The organism is Streptomyces melanosporofaciens, from assembly GCF_900105695.1.
Classification (GTDB): domain Bacteria; phylum Actinomycetota; class Actinomycetes; order Streptomycetales; family Streptomycetaceae; genus Streptomyces; species Streptomyces antimycoticus.
Genome location: NZ_FNST01000002.1, coordinates 6,026,033 through 6,045,574, shown reverse-complemented (window position 1 = coordinate 6,045,574; position 19,542 = coordinate 6,026,033). Strand labels below are relative to the sequence as shown.

13 protein-coding genes are annotated in these 19,542 nt (G+C 71.6%); 6 read left to right on the top strand and 7 right to left on the bottom strand.

What is annotated here, in order from left to right:
• The first annotated feature begins 28 nt into the window (after positions 1–28).
• Complete coding sequence (gene idi, locus BLV72_RS29010) at positions 29–640, top strand: isopentenyl-diphosphate Delta-isomerase (protein ID WP_093470612.1); 612 nt, start codon at positions 29–31, stop codon at positions 638–640.
• Here the strand turns inward: idi and BLV72_RS29005 are convergent.
• Positions 615–1,121, bottom strand: coding sequence for an ATP-binding protein (locus BLV72_RS29005; RefSeq protein WP_093465930.1), 507 nt, complete (start codon positions 1,119–1,121; stop codon positions 615–617). The genes idi and BLV72_RS29005 overlap by 26 nt on opposite strands.
• Positions 1,122–1,395: 274 nt before the next feature.
• Between BLV72_RS29005 and BLV72_RS29000 the strand changes: the two genes are divergently transcribed.
• The 4 genes from BLV72_RS29000 to BLV72_RS28990 all read left to right on the top strand — a co-directional run bounded on the left by BLV72_RS29000 (position 1,396) and on the right by BLV72_RS28990 (position 6,149).
• Positions 1,396–2,154, top strand: a complete 759-nt coding sequence (locus tag BLV72_RS29000; RefSeq protein WP_093465928.1) for an enoyl-CoA hydratase/isomerase family protein — start codon at positions 1,396–1,398, stop codon at positions 2,152–2,154.
• 147 nt (positions 2,155–2,301) lie between these two features.
• Complete coding sequence (locus BLV72_RS28995) at positions 2,302–3,165, top strand: SCO6745 family protein (RefSeq protein WP_093465926.1); 864 nt, start codon at positions 2,302–2,304, stop codon at positions 3,163–3,165.
• A gap of 293 nt (positions 3,166–3,458) precedes the next feature.
• A complete protein-coding gene (locus BLV72_RS48070; protein ID WP_157857073.1) occupies positions 3,459–3,599 on the top strand; it encodes an LPFR motif small protein in 141 nt (46 codons plus the stop codon).
• 141 nt (positions 3,600–3,740) lie between these two features.
• Positions 3,741–6,149 carry a Tex family protein gene (locus tag BLV72_RS28990; RefSeq protein WP_093470611.1) on the top strand — a complete coding sequence of 803 codons (2,409 nt, stop codon included), beginning with the start codon at positions 3,741–3,743 and terminating at the stop codon, positions 6,147–6,149.
• A 148-nt stretch (positions 6,150–6,297) separates the two neighbouring features.
• Here BLV72_RS28990 and BLV72_RS28985 read toward each other — a convergent pair whose 3' ends face one another.
• The 4 genes from BLV72_RS28985 to BLV72_RS28970 all read right to left on the bottom strand — a co-directional run bounded on the left by BLV72_RS28985 (position 6,298) and on the right by BLV72_RS28970 (position 12,905).
• Positions 6,298–7,386, bottom strand: a complete 1,089-nt coding sequence (locus tag BLV72_RS28985) for an oxidoreductase (protein WP_093465924.1) — start codon at positions 7,384–7,386, stop codon at positions 6,298–6,300.
• Between the two features lie 177 nt (positions 7,387–7,563).
• Positions 7,564–9,306, bottom strand: a complete 1,743-nt coding sequence (locus tag BLV72_RS28980; RefSeq protein ID WP_093470610.1) for a BCCT family transporter — start codon at positions 9,304–9,306, stop codon at positions 7,564–7,566.
• A 168-nt stretch (positions 9,307–9,474) separates the two neighbouring features.
• Positions 9,475–10,797: a M14 family metallopeptidase gene (locus BLV72_RS28975; protein WP_093465922.1), complete on the bottom strand. Its 1,323-nt coding sequence runs from the start codon at positions 10,795–10,797 to the stop codon at positions 9,475–9,477.
• A 110-nt stretch (positions 10,798–10,907) separates the two neighbouring features.
• On the bottom strand, positions 10,908–12,905 hold the full coding sequence (locus BLV72_RS28970) for a Xaa-Pro dipeptidyl-peptidase (protein WP_244321059.1): 1,998 nt from the start codon (positions 12,903–12,905) through the stop codon (positions 10,908–10,910).
• A 185-nt stretch (positions 12,906–13,090) separates the two neighbouring features.
• On the opposite strand from BLV72_RS28970, the gene BLV72_RS28965 reads away from it, so the two are divergent.
• Entirely contained in the window at positions 13,091–14,581 is a 1,491-nt protein-coding gene (locus BLV72_RS28965) for a M1 family metallopeptidase (RefSeq protein WP_093465919.1), read from the top strand.
• Positions 14,582–14,663: 82 nt separating this feature from the next.
• Here the strand turns inward: BLV72_RS28965 and BLV72_RS28960 are convergent, their stop codons facing one another.
• Both BLV72_RS28960 and BLV72_RS28955 read right to left on the bottom strand, forming a co-directional pair.
• Positions 14,664–15,524: an oxygenase MpaB family protein gene (locus tag BLV72_RS28960; protein WP_093465918.1), complete on the bottom strand. Its 861-nt coding sequence runs from the start codon at positions 15,522–15,524 to the stop codon at positions 14,664–14,666.
• A gap of 19 nt (positions 15,525–15,543) precedes the next feature.
• Positions 15,544–19,284, bottom strand: a complete 3,741-nt coding sequence (locus BLV72_RS28955) for a glycoside hydrolase family 2 TIM barrel-domain containing protein (RefSeq protein ID WP_093470609.1) — start codon at positions 19,282–19,284, stop codon at positions 15,544–15,546.
• Positions 19,285–19,542: the final 258 nt, after the last annotated feature.

Genomic DNA, 19,542 nt, shown 5'->3' with positions numbered 1-19,542 from the left:
TTCACGAGTCGGAACTATGAGGATGGTCATGCCGATCACACCTGCCAGCGGCGCCTCCGCCGAGACCGCCGCGCCCTCCGCGCCGAGCGGTTCCGCAGACCCGATCATGCTCGAGCTGGTCGACGAGGACGGTACGACGATCGGCACCGCGGAGAAGCTCTCCGCACATCTCGCGCCCGGCAAGCTGCACCGGGCGTTCTCCGTCTTCCTCTTCGACGACCGGGGGCGGCTGCTGCTGCAGCGCCGTGCGCTGGGCAAATACCACTCCCCCGGGGTCTGGTCCAACACCTGCTGCGGCCACCCCTACCCCGGTGAGCCGCCGTTCGTGGCCGCCGCCCGGCGCACCGGTGAGGAGCTGGGCGTGGCGCCCGCGCTGCTGCGGGAGGCGGGCACCGTCCGCTACAACCACCCCGACCCCGCCTCGGGCCTGGTGGAGCAGGAGTACAACCACCTCTTCGCCGGGCTGGTGCGGGCGACCCCGCGCCCGGATCCGGAGGAGATCGGCGAGATCGCCTTCGTCACCCCCGATGAGCTGGAGAAGCTGCGCGACGAGGGACCGTTCTCGGCGTGGTTCATGACCGTGCTGGACGCGGCCCGCCCGGCGGTCCGGGAGCTCACCGGGACGGCGGCGGGCTGGTAGCCGCCCCGGGCAGCGGCAGGGCGGCCCAGACGATCTTGCCGCCGCTCGCCGTGTGGTCGACGTCGTAGACCCCGCCCGCCGCCTCCGTGATCGCCGTCACCAGCAGCAGTCCGCGCCCGCCCGTCCCGCCCTGGTCCGCCATCAGCGCGACGGGCCGGTAGGGGTGGTTGTCCTCGACGGCGATCCGGACCCAGTCCCGGCTCAGGGAGACCTCGACGGCGATCTCTGGGGAGAGCAGCGCGGCATGCCGTACCGCGTTGGTGACCAGCTCGGAGACGATCAGAAGCAGACTCTCCACCAGTTCGTCGTCGACCGGCACGCGCTGATGGTCCAGCAGATCGCGCACCGCGTGCCGGGCCTGGGGCACGGAGGAGTCCAGGGCCGGTGCGGTGAACCGCCACGTCCCCTCGTAGGCGACCGGTGGCGGAGCCGGGGGTGGGGCGTGTTCCGCTTCGGAGGGGACTCTCCCGAGGATCTCCATGTCCGATACCCACCCCTCGCCGCGCCCGACCACTCGTACCGAGTGTTGAGAAGGTCTGGTACGGACCGATGGAGTACGCACAACTTGACGCTTATCGAGCGTTTTTGATCGTTGGCGTATGCCACGGTCACGCGCTCGACTGTTCCTGCTCGCCAGGGTTCCGACCATGGCGACTCTGCCATGACCGGCCCGAATGCCCCCGGCCCCACTCCTGTCCCGCCCCGGTCCGGATGCCGTCGAAGGGGCCCCGCGCGGCCCGGATACGATCCGCCACATGGAGCCCTGTCTGGAGCACGAGGTCGCCGACGGCATAGCGACCGTCGTCATCCGCCACCCCGCCAAGCGCAACGCGATGACCCCCGGGATGTGGCGCGCGCTGCCTCCGCTGCTGACCCGGCTCGCCGCCGACCCCGCCGTACGGGCGCTGGTGCTCACCGGTGAGGGCGACACCTTCTGCGCGGGCGCCGACATCGGCTCGCTGAGCGCCACGTACGAGGAGTCCACCGGGCTCGCGCTGCCCGCCGAGGAGGCGCTGGCCGCCTTCCCCAAGCCGACCCTGGCCGTGGTGCGCGGCTACTGCGTGGGCGGCGGCTGCCAGCTCGCGGCCGCCTGCGATCTGCGGTTCGCGGAGGAGGGCGCCCGTTTCGGGATCACCCCGGCCAAACTGGGCATCGTCTACGCCCCCAGCTCGACCCGCCGGCTGGTCGAGCTGGTGGGACCGGCCACCGCCAAGTTCCTGCTGTTCTCGGGCGAACTGATCGACGCCGAACGGGCGCTGCGCACCGGGCTGGTGGACGAGGTGCTGCCGGCGGGCGGACTCGACAAGCGGGTGGCGGAGTTCACCCGGTCGCTGGTCTCCCGGTCACAGCTCACCCAGGCGGCGGCCAAGGAGTTCGCGGCCGGGCCCGTCGAGCCGGACCGGGCGGCGTACTGGCGGGAACAGGCGCGGCACAGCGAGGAGGCCGGCGAGGGCATCGCCGCCTTCCTGGAACGCCGCACCCCGCGCTTCCGCTGGACCCCGCCGGCCGGATGACCGCGGCCGGAAGATGGCCGGATCGAGCGGGCTGATGGGGTTTGGAGGGGATCGCGACGGCGTAAGGGTGGCCGGATCCCGCGGGCCCGATGGATCTTGGGGATACCCGGGCTACCGGGGGTCACTACCTGTCGGTAGCGTGCGGCCATGACCACACTTCCCGAGCTTGCCGCCCGTCGCTGTTACAGCGTCCTCAACCCGCTCCACTCCGCCATCTACTTCGCCCCCGACTTCGGCAAGGAGCTTGCCGAGCTGGGCCTGGAGGACGGCGCGGCCGTCTACTTCGTCGGGCGGGCGGCGCCGATGGGCCGGGCGGGCGCGGGCACCGTCACCGCGACCTTCTTCAATTTCAGCCATGACCTGATCGCCCGCCACATACCGGCCGCGTGGGACGTGGTCTCCCCCGAGGCCGCCCTGGAGGCCCGGCTGCGGGCCGCCGACTCGGTGCTGCGGCGGGTGCTGGGCGAGGACGTCATCGCCTCCAAGGAGATGGCCGAGGCCGCGGAGCTGGCGCTGCGCGCCACGGAGGCGTGTTCGCGCCCGGCGCGCCCCCTGTACGCCGCCCACGCCGATCTGCCCGTCCCGGACGCCCCGCATCTGGCGCTGTGGCACGCCGCCTCGCTGCTGCGCGAACACCGCGGCGACGGCCATCTGATGACCCTGGTCAGCGCCGAGCTCGACGCGGTCGAGGCACTGGCCTCCCACACCGCGACCGGGCAGGGCATGTCCACCAAGTGGATCCTGCGGACCCGCGGCTGGAGCGCCGAGGAGTGGGAGGCGGGCCGGCAGCGGCTGCGCGACCGGGGGCTGCTCACCGCCGACAACGAGCTGACGGAGGCCGGTGAGCGGCTGCGCCGGCACCTCGAGAAGGAGACCGACCGGCTGGACGCGGCGCCGTACGAGCACCTGGGCGCCGAGGGCGTGGCCCGGCTGACCGAGCTGGCCACCGCCTTCTCCACCACCGCCCGCGAGAACGGCGCCTTCCCGGCGGACCTCCGCGGCAAGAGCTGACGGCCGGCCGACGGGCCCGCCACGCGCCCGTGCCGCGCTTCCCCGGAAGCCTCTCCCGGGAGACGCGGCACGGGCGCGACCCGTCCGGCCATCGGCCCGGCACGGGCCCGCCCGTGCCGGGCGGAGTTTGGCAGGAGCACATCGGGATACCCGCTTGTCGTGCGCGATCGGCCGTCTGACAACCGGGCGCCCACACCGCGCGCCGCGTACGCCGGCACCAGCCCGTGCGCCGCGTAGCGAACGGTGCCCGGCGGCCGCCGCCGAGCCGCCACCGACCGACAGGAGGCATCCCCGTGTTCCGTGCCATCGCCGACGTGCTCCGTGCCATCGGTGCCGCCATCGCGACCGTGGTGACGCTCCCCTTCCGCGCCGTTGCCCGCCTCTTCGGCGGCGCCTCCGACGCGGCGAGCGGGCCGCGCCGCAGGCGGGTGTGATGACCGTTTCCGGCTGATACCGGTGTCCGCCCGGCCCGTACCCCGACCCTCCCGGCCCGCCGAAAGCGTCGGCCGCGACCGCTTCGTCAGCGCCACCTGCCACAATGCAGGAGCAGTGCAGACCGAAAGCGGAGCGTGATCGTGACGACGTCCATCGAAGGCAGGATCGCCGAGGAACTCGGCGTACGGGAACGGCAGGTCAAAGCCGCCGTCGAGCTGCTCGACGGCGGCTCCACCGTGCCGTTCATCGCGCGCTACCGCAAGGAAGCGACGGAAATGCTCGACGACGCGCAGCTGCGCTCCCTGGAGGAGCGGCTGCGCTATCTGCGGGAGCTGGAGGAGCGGCGCGCCGCGATCCTCGAGTCGATCCGTTCCCAGGGCAAGCTGGACGAGGCGCTGGAGGCGCAGATCCTCGCCGCGGACTCCAAGGCCCGGCTGGAGGACATCTACCTCCCCTACAAGCCCAAGCGGCGCACCAAGGCGCAGATCGCCCGCGAGGCCGGGCTGGAGCCGCTCGCGGACGGGCTGCTGGGCGACCCGACCGTGGAGCCCACGGCCGCCGCGGCGGCCTTCGTGGACGCCGAGAAGGGCGTCGCGGACGCCGCCGCCGCGCTGGACGGGGCGCGCGCCATCCTCACCGAGCGGTTCAGCGAGGACGCGGACCTCATCGGCGAGCTGCGCGAGCGCATGTGGGAGCGCGGCCGGGCGGCCACCAAGGTGCGCGAGGGCAAGGAGGAGGCGGGCGCCAAGTTCGCCGACTACTTCGACTTCGCCGAGCCGTTCACCGAGCTGCCCTCGCACCGGGTGCTGGCGATGTTCCGCGGGGAGAAGGAGGAGGTCCTCGACCTCACCCTGGAGCCGGAGGAGCCCTCCGAGGAGACCGGCCCCACCTCCTACGAGCGCTCCATCGCCCACCGCTTCGACATCGCGGACCGCGGCCGCCCCGCCGACAAGTGGCTGGCCGACACGGTGCGCTGGGCCTGGCGCACCCGGATCCTGGTCCACCTCGGCATCGATCTGCGGCTGCGGTTGCGGCAGGCCGCCGAGGACGAGGCCGTCCGGGTCTTCGCCGCCAACCTCCGCGATCTGCTGCTCGCCGCCCCGGCGGGCACGCGCGCCACGATGGGCCTGGACCCCGGCTTCCGTACGGGGGTGAAGGTGGCCGTGGTCGACGCGACCGGCAAGGTGGCGGCCACGGACACGATCTATCCGCATGTCCCCCGCAACCAGTGGGACCAGGCCCTCGACAAGCTGGCCGCGCTGGCGCGTGAGCACAACGTGGAGCTCATCGCGATCGGGAACGGCACGGCGTCCCGCGAGACCGACAAGCTGGCGGGCGAGCTGTGCGGCAGGCATCCCGAGCTGAAGCTCACCAAGGTGATGGTCTCGGAGGCGGGCGCCTCGGTGTACTCGGCCTCCGCCTTCGCCTCACAGGAGCTGCCGGAGCTCGATGTCTCGCTGCGCGGCGCCGTCTCCATCGCGCGCCGGCTCCAGGATCCGCTGGCCGAGCTGGTCAAGATCGACCCGAAGTCGATCGGCGTCGGCCAGTACCAGCACGACCTGTCCGAGGTGAAGCTCTCCCGTTCGCTCGACGCGGTCGTCGAGGACTGTGTGAACGGTGTCGGGGTGGACGTCAACACCGCCTCCGCCCCGCTGCTCAGCCGGGTCTCGGGCATCGGCACCGGCCTCGCGGAGAACATCGTCTCCCACCGCGACGCCAACGGCCCGTTCGTCAACCGTAAGGCGCTCAAGGACGTGGCCCGGCTCGGCCCCAAGGCGTATGAGCAGTGCGCGGGCTTCCTGCGCATCCGGGGTGGCGACGACCCGCTGGACGGGTCGAGCGTGCACCCCGAGGCGTATCCGGTAGTGCGCCGGATGGTCACCAAGGCGGGCGGCGACGTGTCCACCCTCATCGGGAACACGGCGGTGCTGCGGGAGTTGCGGCCGGACGAGTTCGTGGACGACGCCTTCGGTCTGCCCACGGTCACCGACATCCTCAAGGAGCTGGAGAAGCCGGGCCGCGACCCGCGTCCCGCCTTCAAGACCGCGACCTTCAAGGAGGGCGTCGAGAAGATCGGCGACCTGTCGGCCGGGATGATCCTGGAGGGCGTCGTCACCAATGTGGCGGCGTTCGGGGCATTCGTCGACGTCGGTGTGCACCAGGACGGTCTGGTGCACGTCTCCGCGATGTCCAAGACGTTCGTCAAGGACCCGCGGGATGTGGTCAAGCCCGGTGACATCGTCCGGGTGAAGGTCCTCGACGTCGACATCCCGCGCAAGCGGATCTCCCTGACGCTCCGGCTCGACGACGAGGCGGGCGCCGCGTCCGGCGGCAGCCGGGACCGCAACCGCTCCGAGGACACCCGCGGCCAGCGCGGCGGGGGCCGCCGTGGCGCGCCCCAGCAGCGCCAGGGCGGTGCGCCTCAGCAGCGCCAGGGTGGCGGCGGCCGTGGCCAGCGTGGCGGCGGAGGCCGCGACGCGGCCCCGGTGAACGGCGCGATGGCCGACGCCCTGCGGCGGGCGGGCCTGCTCGACCCGAAGAAGCGTTAGTCCTCCGGGCAGCACCGGGTTCGTCCCGCCGCCCGGCCCCGCCATGACGGCGGGGCCGGGCGGCGGCTGTTCTCCCCTACCCGCCCCTTCCCGGCTCCTGTCGATATGCGGCTGCGCCGCGCGGGGGCTCCGCCCCGGACCCCGGTCCTCAATCGCCGGACGGGCCGAATCTCAGCCCGCCGGGCGCCTGCCGCCAGCGGTCCACGGGCGTGACCCGGACCGCGTCGCTCGTGCGGGCCGTCAGGAAGGACCGGCCGCGGACGGCGCGGGGGTCCAGGGGGATGTGGTGGGTGCCCGGGGCCAGGACGGTGTCGAAGAGCTCGTGCGCATGGGGCCGGGACAGCCGGTCGAGGCGGTGGGCCGCCAGTCTCACCCGGCAGGCGGACGCGACCTCGACCACCGCCTCGGCGCCGCCCGCCACCGCCGTCAGGCCGAGGAGGCGGCGGCGGTCGTGCGGGGTGCGGTCCAGGGCCTGTTCGACCTGGGCGACGAGCAGGGGGACGATCGGGGCGAGCGCGGTGACGCACACCGCGTCGGAGCGCGCCGCCGCGAAGGCGTCCCGGACCGCGTCACACTCGCCCGGGCGCACCGTACGGCCGAAGACCACCGCACCGTATTTGCGCAGCTCATCCGCGTGGGCGCCGACCGCGTCCAGGGTGATCTCGGCACCGATGCCGATGGTGCGCAGCGCGGCGGCCAGCTTGGCGAGGACGGCGGCGCGCTGTCCGATCAGCAGCGCTCTCGGGCCGGTCGGGACCTCGGGCGCGGGCGCGCCGTCGGCGGTCAGCAGCCGCTTCAGCGCGGCCCGGTACTGCTCGCCGCGGAAGCGGTAGGGGCCGATGTCGTGGTAGCCGTCGCGCTCGACGTCCGGGGTGTCGCCGGTCTGCCAGACGAAGTCACGCCAGACGACGTCCGGGCCGTCCCGCTCGACGACGGCGGTGACGGCCCCGCACTCCAGCCCCTCGCACTCCGGGCAGCCGTAGATGACGCGCCGGCCTCCCTCCAGCGGCGCCTCCGCCTCCAGCAGCAGCCTCCGCACCTGCTCGGCGAGGGCGGAGGGCCCGATGTCGGCGGCGAGCGGTGAGACCGCGTCGAGGTCGGCGAGGCGCGCCAGCAGCGGCCTGCCGTCCACCACGAAGTCCAGGAAGTCGCGGTGGGTTTGGTACGCGCCATCGGCCAGCACACCGCCCGCGCGGATCGCCGGCGCCAGCCCGAACGTCACGTACTCGGAGGTCATGCCCCAAGTATTCCCGTTACGGGGCTTATCGGGGGGAAACCGGCGGTGCGCCGGGCGGCCCGGGTCGCCGCTTCAGCCCGTAAGGGGCGCCGCTGATACAACGCGCCGCCCGGACCGATCGGTCCGGGCGGCAGGTCACGGCCGCGCCCTGCAGGGCGGCCAGGGCGGCCAGAGCGGCTAGCGGCGCTCGGCCGCGGCGGTGCGATCGCCCGATCCGTCCGCGCCGTCCCCGTCCCCGTCCTCGTCCCCGGACGAGGCGTCGGAGTCGGCGTCGGGCGGGGTCGCCGGGCCGATGCGGATCTCGAACTCGCCGTCGTACTTCTCATGACCGGCGATGACCGCCATCTCGACGGCCTCCTCGCCCCGCTCGCCCCGCACGATCAGCGGGTCGCGGCGCAGATCCTTCAGCAGCGCCCAGCACAGCCCCACCATCACCAGCGTGAACGGCGCGGCCACCAGGATCGTCAGGTTCTGCAAGCCGGTGAGGGCGTCGCCCCCGCCACCGCCGATCAGCAGCATCACGGCCGCCACCGCGCCCGTGATCACGCCCCAGAAGATGACGACGAAGCGGGTCGGCTCGAAGGCGCCCTTCTGCGAGAGCGTGCCCATCACGATGGACGCCGCGTCGGCGCCGGAGACGAAGAAGATGCCGACCAGGATCATCACCAGGACGCTCATCACGCCGGCGATCGGGTACTGGTCCAGCACCCCGAACAGCTGCCCCTCGGGGGTGGATTCCTTCCCCAGCCGGCCCGCGGCCTGGAGCTTCATCGACGAACCGCCGAAGATGGCGAACCAGAGCAGGCTGACGGTGCTCGGCACCAGGATCACGCCACCCACGAACTGCCGGATGGTGCGGCCGCGGCTGATCCGGGCGATGAACATGCCCACGAACGGCGTCCAGGAGATCCACCAGGCCCAGTAGAAGACCGTCCAGCTGCTCAGCCAGTCCGCGACCGACTTGCCGCCGGTGGCCTCGGTGCGGCCCACGAGCTGCGGCAGATCGCCGATGTACGAGCCGATCGAGGTCGGCAGCAGATCGAGGATGATGATCGTCGGGCCGGCCACGAAGACGAAGACCGCGAGGAAGAGCGCCAGCACCATATTGATGTTGGACAGCCACTGGATGCCCTTGGCGACGCCCGAGACGGCGGACGCGATGAAGGCGACGGTCAGGATCGCGATGACGGCGACCAGCAGCCCGGTGCCCACGTCGCTCTTCCAGCCCAGCACCTCGATACCGCTGCCGATCTGCAGCGCGCCGAGGCCGAGCGATGCGGCGGAGCCGAAGAGCGTGGCGAAGATGGCCAGGATGTCGATGACCCGGCCGGCCCAGCCGTTGGCGTTCTTCGAGCCGATGAGCGGGGTGAAGACCGCGCTGATCGTCTGCCGGCGACCGCGGCGGAAGGTGCTGTACGCGATGGCCAGGCCGACGACCGCGTAGATGGCCCAGGGGTGCAGTGTCCAGTGGAAGAGCGTGGTGGACATCGCGGTCTGCATCTTCTCGGCCGCGCTGCCGGGGTCGGTCCCGGGCGGCGGGGAGATGAAGTGCGACAGCGGCTCACTCACGCCGTAGAACATCAGACCGATGCCCATGCCCGCGCTGAACATCATCGCGACCCATGAGACGGTGCGGAATTCGGGTTCCTCGCCCTCCTTTCCGAGGGTGATCTTGCCGTAGCGGCTCATGGCCAGCCACAGGGCGAAGATGACAAACCCCGACGCGGCCAGGACGAAGGCCCATCCGCCGTTGTGTATGAGCCCGGAGAGCATGCTGTCCGAGACTCTTTCCAGGGTGTCGCTGGCAACGGACCCCCAGATGACGAAGGCCAGCGTGAGCGCGGCGGAGACGCCGAACACCACGCGGTCCGTCCGGGGGGCCGCATGGGGCCCGGCGGAGTCGGCGCCGGGATTATCCACGGTGGCCGGGGGATCGCCGCCGACGTCCCCCGCGCTTGTACCTGTCTGCGGCACGCAAAAAACCTTTCACTGGGGGTTTGGCTGACGGATTTCCGGCTACCCAGGACTCTGAGATGCATGCCAACCGGCCACGTGGTCGGTGTTTTAGTATGCCATCAAAGCGTCATGTCAGCATTTGTCCACCGGCTGCCCGGCAGTGAGGTGGTACGCGGCGCGGCCGTCCAGCAGCAGCGGTACGAGCGCGCGGGCCGACTGGCGCAGCGGCACGAAGGCACCTTTGTCGCCCTTGGCGGGGCGGGCGGTCACCCCGTGAAGGGCCAGTTCGTCCCGCACCTCGCCGTATTGGGCGGCGTCCAGCCGGTAGCCGCACGGCGGATCCTGCAGGACCGTGCCCTCCTCCGGCGGTTCGTTGTCCGCGCCGCCGAGGTAGACCGGGCCCCGGTCCGCGTAGCCGGCCAGCCGCGCCGCCGTCGTGGCCGCCTCGATCCGGCCGCGCCGCTCGGTGATGAAGTCGAAGGCGCCGTTCAGGGCGGCCAGATGGGAGCCCACCCGGCGGCGGTTGTTGACGGCGGGGTCGGCCTTCTCGGCGTCGGTCAGCGGGTCGACCCGGGTCTCGACCAGCAGCCCCACGGAGTGCTTGACGCCTGCCGTGTTCCGCAGGATCCGCTCCTGCCCGTCGCCCGCCACCTGCTTGACCGGCTCCCCGGTCTCGGGGTCGGTCCAGATGCCGTAGACGCCGGTGGTGTGGCCCGCGGCCTCGACGCTGGGGCGCACATAGGTGTCCGACAGGGTCCGCGCCTCGTGGTGCACCGGGTCCTGGGTGTTGAGGTTGCGCGGCCACAGCGCCAGCAGGTCCTTCATGTAGTACGGGACGGTCGCCCCGTACTCATGCAGGTCGTAGACGGTGTCCGGGCGCCAGTCGCGGATGACGCCCGCCATCGCGCGGGACTCGGCGGTGCTGAGCGCGACATGGTCGCGGTTGATGTCCACACCGTCGGAGTTGCCACGGGTGTCGGCGGCGCGGCCGTCGGGGTTGGCGGTCGGGACGACGAGTACCTGGGTGCGCTCCAGGAAGCGCCGCGTCCGGCGGTCCTTGGCGTAGGCGAGGTCGCGGACGGTGGACAGACACGCCTCACGGCCGGAGGGCTCGTCGCCGTGCTGGGAGCAGATCAGCAGCAGGACGTTGCCGCGCGCCGCTTTGTCCGGGTCGGCGGGTGCGGCCGGGGCGCCGATCCGCACCAGCCGCAGCGGCCGCCCCTGCGCGGTGGCCCCGATCCGGTCGACGGCCACGCGCCGGGCGGATCGGTCGACGGCCGCGAGGAAGTCCGCCTCCTCGGCCTGGGTGGTCCACCGTGCGCCATGGCTGATCTCGAACCCCGTACGCGGCGGACGCTGCTCGGCCCGCGCGGGCGCGCTGAGGAACGACCCGGTCAGCAGCGCACCGATCGCGCCGCAGGCGGCGCTGCGGAAGAGGGGTGACCGCGAGAACACGAAGGACCTCCTGGGGTGAGAGGGATACGGGGTGGCGATGTCGGTACCGGCGTCCTGCCGGGCCCGCCGCCGGTGGGCCCCGCGCGGCGGCGGGGGCCCACCGGCACGGGTCAGTCGTGCGTGGACATGAACGGGAGCGGGGTGCGGTGCTGCGGCGCCCGTACGCCCTTCAGGGGCGGGGTGGCCGCCGTGCGCGAGGGGGCGGCCGCGGCCTTGGGGGCGCCGCCGACCAGCGGCAGCCGGGCCGAGGTGCGGGGCAGGTCCAGGGTCAGCCGCGGGGTGGTGGACGGCGGTTCGAGAAGGCCCGCGTCGGTGCCGGCGATGATCAGGCCGAGGCGGTGGCCGGCCGGGACGACATGGTCGGTGGCCGCGAGGTCCAGCGTGATGGTGTACGCCTTGCCCGGGGTCAGCGGGCGGCCCTTGCCGTCGTCCGCGAAGTTGCCGAGGTCGGCCCAGCCCCGGCTGAAGACCGTGTAGCCGACGTCGGCCCGGTCCGCGGCGGTCTCCTTGAAGCAGGCGCTGTCCCCCGCCGTGCTGCTGCCCCAGCAACTCCGCCGGTCGAGGGTGGTGATGCCCTCGCCGCTCCCCGTGTAGTTCCGGATGGTGGCCGGCCCGAGGTCGACCAGGACCGCGGAGAGATGGGCGCTCGCGGTGGAGGGCGTGGCGGTGACGGTGACCGTGCCGGAGCCGGACAGCCGCAGGTCCTTCTTCAGCGGACCGGTGGTGAAACCCGCCTTGCCGGGTGTCGAGGTGTCGATCGCCGCGGACCAGTCGGCCTCGCTCAGCGCGGGGTCGTCGGTGAAGGTCTCCGTGGCGCCGGGCTCGGCCCGCTCGGTGCCGAGCACGCCCACTCCGGCCGTGACGCCGCCGCGCGGACGCAGCGTGGTCTGCCGGGTGCCGGACGGGGGCCAGACCCGGTCGGTGGACCACTGGTCGGGGGCGCGCTCGACATCGGCCATCGGCTCGCGCTCGATGCCGTTGTCGATACCGAGCAGGTAGTGGTCGAACCAGCGGTGCAGAGTGCGCACCCACTCACCGCGCCGGAAGTCGAACGGGTCGACATGCCCGGTCTGCGAGAGCCAGATCTTGCGCTCGACGCCCGCGTCGGCGAGCGCGTTCCACCACTGTCCGAGGTGCTTGGTGCGCACGTTGAGGTCCTGCGCGCCGTGGACGGCGAAGACGCTGGCCCGCACCTTGTCCGCGGCCGGCACATAGTCGCGCTCGCTCCACAGACCGGTCCAGTCGCCGCTGCGCGGGGCGCCCTCGACGAGACGTTTCTGTACGGCGGCGCAGTGGGTGTGGGCGTCATCGCTCTCGACGGCGTCCGAGAGTCCGTCGGGGCCGGAGTCGTAGAGCGCGGCGCCCTTGGCGAAGTAGTAGTCGTACCAGGAGGAGATGGCGCCGATGGGCACGATGGTCTTGAGCCCCTTGACGCCGGTGGCGGCGACCCCGTTGGCGACGGTGCCGTCGTAGCTCTTGCCGATCATGCCGGTGGCGCCGTTGGACCAGCTCGCCTTGACCGGCTGCCCGCCGGTGCGGGTGGAGTACGCGGTGGCGCGGCCGTTCAGCCAGTCGACCACGGCCTTGGCGGACAGGATGTCGGAGCGGCCGCCGACGTCCACACAGCCGTCGGAGCGGTTGGTTCCGGCGAGGTCGACCAGGACGGTGGCGTAGCCGCGCGGGACGAAGTAGTTGTCGTAGAAGAGCGGGAAGAGGACCGGATTCCCGGCGGCGTCATAGGTCTTGGTCTGGCTCTCGTTGCCGCGCCCGCAGCAGGAGTAGTACGGGCTGGCGTCCATGATGACGGGGACGCGGCGGCCCTGCGCGGCGGGTTCGCGCGGCCGCACGATGTCGACGGCGACCCGGTCGTGCTCTCCGTCCGCGTCGCCGTCGATCGTGGTGTCCACCCATACCGATTCCCGGATGGCGTTCTCGTAGGAGTAGACGGGTCTGCTCTCGGATCTGCTGTCCGGTGTGCTCGACGCGGCGGAGGCGGCCGGGGCGCCGAGCGGTGGCAGCAGGGATATGGCGGCCGCGACCAGCGCGGTGACCGCCGACAGCACGAGCGTGGTCCAGGGGATGCGGGGTGTCCGCGTCTGTAGCAGCACGGCCGGACGGTAGCGCGAGTCAACTCCCGTACAGAAGAGGGCGATACGTGTCGCGATCGTGTCCGAGTCGATTCGCGTTGCGTCCGGATGTCGATTGGATGTCGGACGGCGTGATGGACGTGAGGTGCGTGTGAGGAGTACATAAGGTCACGAGTGATCGTTCTCCCCTACGAGTTGGAGGACTCGTGCGTCACCACAGACTTCTCGTCCCGGGTGCGGCCGCGGCCTGCCTGCTGCTGGCGATCCCGGCGTCGGCGGCCGATGCCACACCGGGCGCCCCCGGCATCGGGGACTCCTACTACCCCTCGTACGGGAACGGCGGGTACGACGTCTCCCATTACGACCTTCGGCTGAAGTACCAGCCGAAGACCGACCGGCTGGAGGGCACGGCGACGATCGTGGCCGACGCCCGGCAGGATCTGTCCCGGTTCAACCTGGACTTCGCGCTCGATGTGAACGAGGTGCTGGTGGGCGGGAAGAAGGCCGCCTTCACCAAGACCGGCGACCATGAGTTGGAGATCACCCCGGCCGCGCCGCTGACCGCCGACCGCCCCTTTACCGTGGTCGTGCGCTACAGCGGTACCCCCTCGAAGGTGGTGGCGAGCGGGTTCACCTCATGGCTGCGCACCCCGGACGGCGGGATCGCGGCCAACGAGCCGGAGTCGGCGTGGTGGTGGTTCCCGAGCAATGACCATCCGCTCGACAAGGCCACCTACGACGTGTCGGTGGCGGTGCCGGACGGAACGCAGGCGATCAGCAACGGCACCCTGCAGTCGACCAGCTCCCAACTGGGCTGGACCCGCTACAACTGGCGCTCCAGCAAGCCGCAGGCCACGTATCTGACCACGCTGGCGGTCGGCAAGTTCGACATCACGACGGACACGACCGCGAACGGTCTGCCGGTGATCAACGCCTACAGCAAGGACCTCGGGGACAACGCCGGGGCGGCGCGGGCGAGCGTGGAGCGGTCGGCGGAGATCGTGGACTGGGAGTCCACCGTCTTCGGCCCGTACCCCTTCGACGCGCTGGGCGGCTATGTGCCCAATGTGCCCACGGGCTACGCGCTGGAGACCCAGACCCGGCCGTTCTACAGCCCGAAGGGGTTCGCCAAGGGCGCGAACACCTCGCTGGTCGTGCATGAGCTGGCCCATCAGTGGTTCGGCGACAGCGTCTCGCTGAAGGACTGGCGCGACATCTGGGTCAACGAGGGCTTCGCCAGCTACGCCCAGTGGCTGTGGTCGGAGAAGGAGGGCGAGGGCACCGCGCAGGAGCTGGCGGACTACACCTACGCCTCCTACCCGGCCGACGACCCCTTCTGGAAGGTCGAGCCGGGCAACCCGGGGCCGGAGAACCAGTTCCATGACGCGGTGTACGACCGGGGCGCGCTGGCCCTCCAGGCGCTGCGGAACCACATCGGCGACAAGGACTTCTTCGCGATCCTCAAGGGCTGGACGACGGAGAACCGGTACGCAAACGCCTCGGTCGAGGACTTCGTGACCTACGCGGAGAAGGTGTCCGGCAAGCCGCTGGCCGCGCTCTTCGACACCTGGCTGTTCACCCCGTCGAAGCCTGCCGCGGCGCAGGCGCGGGCGGCGGAGCTGAGCCCGGCCAAGGCGCCGGTGCGGCCGAAGTCGTGGCAGCGGATCCAGGACACCCACCGCACCCACGGCCGCTGAGCCAAAAAGCCCCGGCCGGGTCCCCCACCCCGGCCGGGGCCCGGCGTCGCCGTGATGCGTCGGCGCTCGGCGTATCCCCTGGTCACGGCCGTCCGGCGCGGGCGCGGCGCCGGGCGTCACGCGCGATGGGCAGATAGCGCAGCCGCTCCGGCAGCAGCGGGACCACGACCCGGACGACCCTCCCGAACCACCGCAGCCGCCGCTCCTGCCCCCGGGTCCATCCCAGCCCGATCGCCTCCCGCGCGTCCGGCGGCATCAGCCCGACGGTGAGGAACGCGCGGAAGCGGGTGAACAGCGGGCGCAGCAGCGGCCACAGCAGCCGGGGCGGCAGCGGGCCCGGTGGAGGGACGGGCGCGTCGGGCGCGGTCAGTGCACGGGCGACGACGGTCGGTTCCAGCCGTTCGCGCACCATCGTGCGGTAGTAGGGCCAGAACTCCTCGACGGATCCGGGCATCTCGCGGTCGTCGATGCCCAGCACCCGTCCGATCCGCAGCCATTCCCCGTACAGTTGCCGCTCCTCGGCGGCGGTGAAGGGGCGGGTGCCCAGATAGCGCTGGGCGCGCAGATAGACCGGATAGCCGGTGGCGTGCACCCAGGCATAGACGGGCGGGTCCAGCGCGCGGTACGGGCGGCCGTGTGCGTCGACGCCCTGGATGGACGCGTGGAGCCTGCGCAGCCGGCGTCCCTCCGCCTCGGCCTGTGCCCCGCCGTACACCCATAGCTGCACGGACCGCAGGGAGCGCTCGCCGCGCCCCCAGGGGTCGGTGCGGAAGACGGAGTACTGGTCCACGCCCGCCCCGACGGCCGGATGTGCCACCTGCATGGTCATCGCGGCCGGCAGGGCGAGCAGGCTGCGCAGCTCCCCCGCCACGGCCCACAGGATGCCGCCGGCGGGCGGCGGGTCGTGGCCTTCGGTGGGGCGGCGGGGGCGCTGCGTGTTCATGGGGCCATCGGTGGTGCGGTTACTTCCCTCCTGTTCCAGTGTGCGCCCCCGCGCCGCCGCTGAGCGGGCGCAGGGTGAGCGTGTAGTCGTAGGCGCTGTCGGCCTTCACCCGGTACTGGTCGCGCACCGGGTTGGGGGTGTCGCCGGCGCCGGTGACCGCGTGGTCGGCGTGCAGGGTGTTCCAGCCGTCGTTGCGCTTGAGGAAGTGCGGATAGGCGGCCCGGTCGAGCTCGTCGTACGCGCTGGCGCCCGCCTCCAGATCGCCGGAGACCAGCAGTCCGGCACCGCCGCGGTCGGTGAGGGACGCCCAGCGCACATCGTCGTGGTTGCCGTGGTCCTGGGGCTTCAGATACTCGACGTACTGGTCCTCGACCGAGGAGGACCAGACGCCCATGGGCGTGCCGTCCTTACGGTCGTTGAAGTTCTCCACCGGTCCGCGCCCGTACCACCGGAAGGTGCCGTACCGCTCGGGCACCTTCAGCTGGAGACCGATCCTGGGCAGATAGGACAGGGTGCGGAAGTCGCCGCGCGCCTCGACCTGGTGCCGGATCCGGACCTGGCCCGCGCCGTCGATCCGGTAGGCCACGGTCTGGCCGAAGGACGCGCCGGTCACATCGGGCGCGGCGGCCGTGGAGCGGACGGTGACGGTGACCGTGCCGTCGTCGCCGGGGGTCGTCTCGACCCCGTCGACGGTGGTGCGCAGCCGGTCGAGGCCCAGGGTGCGCCAGCGCTTGCCCTCGGCGGTGCCCCAGTCGGAGCGCTCATTGCTGATCGGGGCGCGCCAGGCGTCCAGTTCGGGGCCGGAGCGGAGCAGTTCGCGGCCCGCCACGCGCATCGAGGTGAGCGTGCCCTCCTTCTTGCCGAAGGTGTACTGGAAGTCCTCGCCACTGACCCGCACGGTCTGCCCGCGCTCGACGGCCTTGGCTCGCCCGCCCGCGGCCGGGGCGGGGGCGGGCTCGGGCACCTTGTCGCCGCCGACCGCGAACTGGCCGAAGGACATCACATGCCCGGCCTTGGCCCAGTCGGTGGAGTGCGCCGTGACGGCCCGCACGGTCAGATGGCGCTCATAGCCCTTGGGGCCCACGGGCGGGGCCGGGAGCTGGACCGTGGCGCTCTCGCCGGGCCCGACGTCCAGGGCGCGGGTGCCGCTCGCGACGGTCCGCGCGCCCTCGGTCACCGTCCAGCGCAGGGCGAGATCATCGGTGCCGGTGAAGGCGCGCTCATTGGTGACCTTCACCTTGCCGGTACGGGCGCCCTCGCCGCCCGGGTCGGTGATCCGGATCGGGGCCTGCACCCAGGCCAGCTGGGCGGTCTCCGGCTCCGGGTCGCGGTCGGCGGTGACCAGACCGTCCACACCGGATTCATAGAGCCCGTAGGAGAGGTAGCTGCCCTTACGGGTGAAGTCGTCGAAGTCCAGCGCGATCAGGGCGTCGCCCCGGGGGTCCTGGTCCTGGACGAGCGGCTCCGCACCGAGCGCCCTGTCATAGACCCGGACCTGGTCGATGGTGCCCTTGGCGGTCCGGCCGGTCCAGCCGTCCTCCATGGTGTCGTTGTTCCGGCCGACGCCGAGGTCGAAGCCGGTGTAGTCGATGTGCCCGCTCCACTCGGTCTTGGCGAGCTCCTTACCGTCGGCATAAAGGCGCAGCGCGGTGCCGTCGTAGGTGCCGGTGACCCGGTGCCAGGCGCCGGTCCAGCCGTCGGGCACGGACGCGGTGACGGTACGGGGCTTGCCGCCGCTGGTGATCGTGAATTCGAGGGTGTCCTCGTCCTTCATCCGCAGGACGTACTGGTCGCCCTTGCTGAGGATGGTGAAGTCCCCGGTCCAGGGCCCGGCCGGTTTGACGCGGGCGTCGAGGGTGACGGCGGTACCGGTGAGGTCGAGCTTCGGATCGCGGTAGATCTCGACGAAGTCGTCCAGCCCGGACAGATACAGCGCCTTGCCCTTCCCGCCGTAGCCGTCGACCACCTTGGGCTTGCCGGAGAGGGAGGCGGCGATGTCGTTGCCGGAGGAGTCGGGGGTGGTGATCAGCGGACGGCGGATGTTCTGCTCGGCCCAGTCCCAGATGAAGCCGCCCTGGGCGCTGGGGTAGGCGCGCATCACCTCCCAGAACTCGCGGAAGTTGCCGAGGCTGTTGCCCATGGCGTGGGCGTACTCGCCCATCACGATGGGCTTGGTGAAGGTCTTGGCCTTGGTTTCGAGGGAGGCCGGGGTCGGATAGCGGGGTCCGGCGATGTCCGCGTAGGGCGCGTCGCCGTCGGGGCTGTTGGACTGGTGGTAGAGCGGGCGGGTGGGCTCGTTGGCCCGGGTCCACTTCGCCATCGCGTAGTGCGCCTTGCCCAGCCCGGCCTCGTTTCCGGTGTCCCACATGATGACGCTGGGGTGGTTCTTGTCGCGCTCCACCATGCCCTGGTGGCGCTCCAGGAACGCCTTCTGCCATTCGGGGCGCTCGGCCAGGCAGTCGTCCGGGCAGTTCTCGTGGCTGTGGGTCTCGACCTCCATCTCGTCATCGATCAGGATGCCCTCGCGGTCGGCGAGTTCGTAGAGGTACGGGTCCGACGGGTAGTGGGAGGTGCGGATCGCGTTGACGTTCAGCCGCTTCATCAGCCGGACGTCCTGTTCCATCCGGGCGCGGGTGGCATGGCGCCCGGTGGTCGGGTCGGTCTCGGCGCGGTTGACGCCACGGATCAGGACGCGCTTGCCGTTGAGCGTGAGCTGCTTGTCCTTGACCTCGATCTCACGGAATCCGACGCTCTGGCGCACGGTCTGGATCGCCTTGCCGTCCGGATCACGCAGGGTGAGCACCAGCGCATAGAGGTTCGGCGTCTCGTCGGTCCATTTGGCGGGGTTGGCGATCTGCCCGGTCAGCTCGGCCTTCCCGGCCTTCTCCTCGGCCGTCAGACGCCCTACCTCACGCCCCTTGGGGTCGTAGAGCACCCCGGTGACCTGATGGGGTCCGCTCTTGTCGCCTCCGGTGCGGGCGATGTCCACTTCGGTGCGCAGCGTGGCGTCCCGGTAGGAGGCGTCGAGATCGGTGGTGACGTACGCGTCCTCCATGCGGGTCGTGGGCGTGGAGTACAGCGATACGGAGCGGAAGATGCCCGCGTAGCGCCACTGGTCGTAGTCCTCCAGATACGATCCCGCGCTCCAGCGGTGCACCTGGACGGCGATCCGGTTGGTGGCGCCGGGACGCAGATAGTCGGTCACGTCGAACTCGGCGGGCACATAGCCGCCCTGGTCGTAGCCGACGTAGTGGCCGTTGATCCACAGGAACCAGCCGGAGGTGACCCCGTCGAAGCGGATCACCTGCCGGCGCCCGTCCCAGTTCTGCGGCACCGTGATGTCGCGGACATACGCCCCGGTCGGATTGGTGTCACGGGGCACCTTGGGCGGATCGTCCGGCGCCACCTCGCTCTGGACGTTGCGGAACACCGGATGGTCGAGGTCGTCGGTCTGCCAGGTGTGCGGGACCTGGACGCGCTGCCACGCCGAGGCGTCGTAGCCGTCCTTCCAGAAGCCGCTCGGGGCGTCCTCCGGCCGGTCGGCCCTCGCGAACCGCCAGGATCCGTCCAGGCTGCGCTCCCATGCCTTGCGGTCGGGCCCGTCCGGCCGCAGGGGGGTGTGCGGGGGTTCCTGGCCCTCGCCGGTCCGCTCCGGGTCCTCGAGGTACGTATGCACATCGGCGGGGAACTTGCCCGCGTCCGACGACCTTCCGACGGCCGTGTCCGCGGCCGTGAGACCGAGGCCGACAGCGGTGGTCATGGCGAGCACCGCCCCGATCAGTCGCCGTATCCCATATCTGCCGCGTTCCGAGCTCAATCCGACCCCACCTCACAGATTCGGAAGAAAACCAACACAGCTGAACAGCGACGCACGCTATTCATCGGTAAAGAGACCGTCAACAGGTCGTGCTGATCCCGGTGTTGAGCCAGTGGCGGCGGAAGGTTTCACAGCGGTGCTGCGACAGCAATACTGATGAACCCGATCGGGCAGCGGCCCGGCGAAGCAGAACGACGCGGA